This window comes from Arsenophonus sp. ENCA (genome assembly GCF_002287155.1).
Lineage (GTDB): Bacteria > Pseudomonadota > Gammaproteobacteria > Enterobacterales > Enterobacteriaceae > Arsenophonus > Arsenophonus nilaparvatae.
Genome location: NZ_NHNG01000439.1, coordinates 1 through 3919, shown reverse-complemented (window position 1 = coordinate 3919; position 3919 = coordinate 1). Strand labels below are relative to the sequence as shown.

The window sequence follows — 3919 nt, the reverse complement described above, 5'->3', positions numbered from 1 at the left end:
AGCGTTTCGGCAGGAAATACACCACTTTTTCCGTAATATATTACCGGGATTGGACGGAGCCTTGTCGCGCCGGATTAATGACAACTTCCAGACGCTGAAAAATGCAACTTCAAGTTAATCGAGTATAAACTAATCAGACTAGTCGTTGTTGTATTAGTTAGAAAACGATATATTTAGGGAAAGGTGTACCTATAAAGCCTGAGCATTTGAGCGATGTATTAATACACGTCAGTTAGTAGATCCTTGTCACCGATTTAGTCATAAAACAATTTAAGGATTTCTCAGGTTTGCCAGGTAAAAATGCCGTCGGTAACTTGATTGATGATAAAAATGTGTTTATCACATCAAGTCATAGATCTATTTTTCCAGCTTGATTTCAGGATAATTATGAGTAGTAAAAGCACCGCTGAGATCCGTCAAGCGTTTCTCGACTTTTTTCATACTAAAAGGCATGAAGTTGTACCTAGTAGTTCATTAGTACCAAATAATGACCCAACATTATTGTTTACTAATGCAGGCATGAACCAATTTAAAGATGTATTTTTGGGATTGGATAAAAGAGCTTATTCTCGAGCAACAACTGCACAGCGTTGTGTTCGAGCTGGAGGCAAACATAATGATTTAGAGAATGTTGGTTATACCGCTCGCCATCATACTTTTTTTGAAATGTTAGGTAACTTCAGCTTTGGTGACTATTTTAAACAGGATGCAATCAAATATGCCTGGGAACTACTGACAAGTGAACAGTGGTTTAATTTACCCAAAGAGCGACTTTGGATCACCATTTATCACACTGATGAGGAAGCTTATAAAATTTGGCAGCAAGAAATTGGTATTCCTGCTGAGCGTATTATTCGGATAGGTGATAATAAGGGTGGTCCTTATGCTTCTGACAATTTCTGGCAAATGGGGGATACCGGTCCTTGTGGCCCTTGTACAGAAATTTTTTATGATCATGGTGAACATATTTGGGGAGGGCCGCCAGGGTCACCTGAAGAGGATGGTGATCGTTATATTGAAATCTGGAATATTGTTTTCATGCAATTTAACCGCCAGTCAGATGGCAGTTTAAAGGCACTTCCAACACCTTCTGTTGATACAGGCATGGGGCTTGAACGTATTGCCGCAGTATTACAACATGTTAACTCAAATTATGATATTGATTTATTTCGTCAATTAATTGCTGCTATTGCTAAAGTGATTGCTTTATCGGATCTGAATAATAAATCATTACGCGTCATCGCTGATCATATTCGATCAAGCGCTTTTCTTATTGGTGATGGTGTATTTCCTGCTAATGAAGGACGTGGATATGTATTGCGTCGTATTATTCGTCGAGCGGTTCGTCATGGATATATGCTAGGAGCGAAAGAGACATTTTTCTTTAAATTAGTTGCACCATTGATTCAGGTAATGGGTAACGCAGCTGATGAGCTAAAATCTCAACAAGCAACGATTGAAAAAACATTGAAGAATGAAGAGGAACAGTTTGCTCGTACTTTGGCGCGTGGATTGCAACTACTGGATGATGAATTAGCACAATTACAAGGCGACACTTTAGCTGGTGAAATCGCATTTCGGCTCTATGATACTTATGGTTTCCCATTTGATTTAACCGCTGATGTTTGCCGTGAACGCGATATTAAAGTCGACGAGTTAGGTTTTAACGCTGCGATGGAGCAGCAAAGAGATCGAGCTCGAGAATCGAGTGGATTTGCGACCGATTATAATGATGCCATTAAAGTAGATAGTTATAGTGATTTCTCAGGCTATGAAAATAACAACCAACAAGCTACAGTAACGGCTATTTTTCATCATGGTAAGCCTGTCAATGTATTAAACCAAGGTGAAGAAGGGATTATTATTCTAGATAAAACCTCTTTTTATGCTGAGTCAGGTGGTCAGGTTGGTGATAGCGGTATACTTAGCAATAGCCATTGTCAATTTGCTGTGTCTAACACACAAAAATATGCTCAAGCAATTGGACATATTGGTAAGGTAATGACTGGCTCAATAGCGGTAAATAATTCGGTCGACGCAGGAATTGACATTGAACGTCGTAACGCTATTCGTCTCAATCACTCAGCTACCCATTTGTTGCATGCCGCTTTGCGTGATGTATTGGGAAATCATGTAAGCCAAAAAGGATCTTTAGTGAATGAGAAATATTTGCGTTTTGATTTTTCTCATTTTGCTGCAATGACGCCGATGCAAATACGCCAAATAGAAGATATCGTAAATTATCAAATTCGTAAAAATGACCCTATTATAACGACATTAATGGATTTAGAGGCGGCAAAAGAAAAAGGTGCGATGGCGCTTTTTGGTGAAAAATATGATGCACAGGTACGCGTTCTTAGTATCGGCGATTTTTCTATTGAGTTATGCGGCGGCACTCATGCCAATCGGACTGGCGATATAGGATTATTTCGTATTAGCAGCGAATCAGGTACGGCAGCAGGAATTCGGCGGATAGAAGCTATAACCGGACAAATTGCTATAGATGATCTTCACCAGCAATCCAATTTATTGGCTGAAATTGGCCAATTAATGAAAGGTGATGCTAATAATCTAATGGAAAAAATTAAAACGACATTAGATAAAGTTAAGTTATTAGAAAGGTCGTTAGATCAATTAAAAGGGCAACAAGCTGCCCAAGAAAGCGTTTCTTTAAGTCAACAAGTCAAAAAAATAAACGGAGTTAACCTATTAGTTACTCAGTTAAATAACACTGAGCCTAAACAACTACGTATCATTGTTGATGACTTAAAAAATCAATTAAAATCAGCAATTATTGTGCTTTCTACTATAAGTAATGATAAAGTCAGTCTAATTGTTGGTGTAACCAATGATTTGACTGCTAAAATAAAAGCTGGTGATTTAATTTCATTTGTTGCGCAGCAAGTAGGCGGAAAAGGGGGTGGTCGCCCTGACATGGCTCAGGCGGGCGGCTCTAATATAATAGCACTTCCTGCTGCATTAGCATCAGTTGAAGAGTGGGTTAATTCGCGCTTGGCATGAATTAACCATGAGGGTTGCATAACTTAATTATGCAACCTTTAACGGATTGTTTTTAAATGACCTAAGTACAAAATTATATTTTTAGCTACAATATTAGTATGATGATTGCTTTAGGTTAAATACTTTAGATGAATATCATTGCTTTACGTTTTCACGGTGTGTGATGGATAATAGCGGGGAAACCTAGAGACCCGACTCTTTTTAATTTTCAAGGAGCAAAGAATGCTTATTCTGACTCGTCGAGTTGGTGAAACGCTCATGATAGGCGATGAGGTAACAGTAACGGTGCTGGGTGTAAAAGGCAACCAGGTACGTATAGGGGTTAATGCACCCAAAGAGGTTTCTGTTCACCGTGAAGAAATTTATCAACGGATCCAAGCTGAAAAAAGCCAGCCCAATAATCAGTAATTTTTAGTAAAGCGCTCATTCTTAGGTATATGTTAATTATATTTATAGAATGAGCGCTGTTTCTTATTGCCATCTATTTTGTGTCTGTATTTTTTCAAGCTTAGTATCCTATAAAACTAATTAGATAGATTGTAAAAAATGTCTTTTTTTTAGTATTTTTTTACATTATGACACGAGTTTCGCACAGGCATATAAAATTCTAAAAATGGCTTAAAAGCAATGATTAATCTGCAAGTTACTAAAAAACATAAATTTTCTTAAATTACAATAAGTTGTATTTGATTTATAAGGTTTTGACTATTTATATATCATGCTGAATTAAACTTAAAAATAGAGCGTTTTTTTATTGGTGCGAAACTCGTGTATGAATAACAATATTGTAGTTACAGTTAATCCTAATGCATACGGGTTAGCCACTATCTTTGATAAAGATATATGGATTTATACTATTTCAAAATTACAGGAAGCCAAGAATAATAATGAAGAAATT

At 37.1% G+C, this 3919-nt stretch carries 3 protein-coding genes and 1 pseudogene; all 4 read left to right on the top strand.

Features of this window, described 5'->3' with window-relative positions:
* A pseudogene (locus CBG25_RS11425) lies at positions 1-118 on the top strand (IS630 family transposase); the annotation flags it as partial.
* Between the two features lie 269 nt (positions 119-387).
* A complete protein-coding gene (alaS, locus tag CBG25_RS11420; RefSeq protein WP_290606733.1) occupies positions 388-3021 on the top strand; it encodes an alanine--tRNA ligase in 2634 nt (877 codons plus the stop codon).
* 222 nt (positions 3022-3243) lie between these two features.
* Complete coding sequence (gene csrA, locus CBG25_RS11415; RefSeq protein ID WP_026822683.1) at positions 3244-3429, top strand: carbon storage regulator CsrA; 186 nt, start codon at positions 3244-3246, stop codon at positions 3427-3429.
* A gap of 364 nt (positions 3430-3793) precedes the next feature.
* Positions 3794-3919, top strand: a 126-nt coding sequence (locus CBG25_RS11410) for a replication initiator protein A (RefSeq protein WP_366212773.1), incomplete at its 3' end; no start/stop codon positions are given.

Bases quoted from the DNA above. Each gene is read 5' to 3' on its own strand.
- alaS (WP_290606733.1), top strand. From the start codon at position 388: ATGAGTAGTAAAAGCACCGCTGAGATCCGTCAAGCGTTTCTCGACTTT.
- csrA (WP_026822683.1), top strand. From the start codon at position 3,244: ATGCTTATTCTGACTCGTCGAGTTGGTGAAACGCTCATGATAGGCGAT.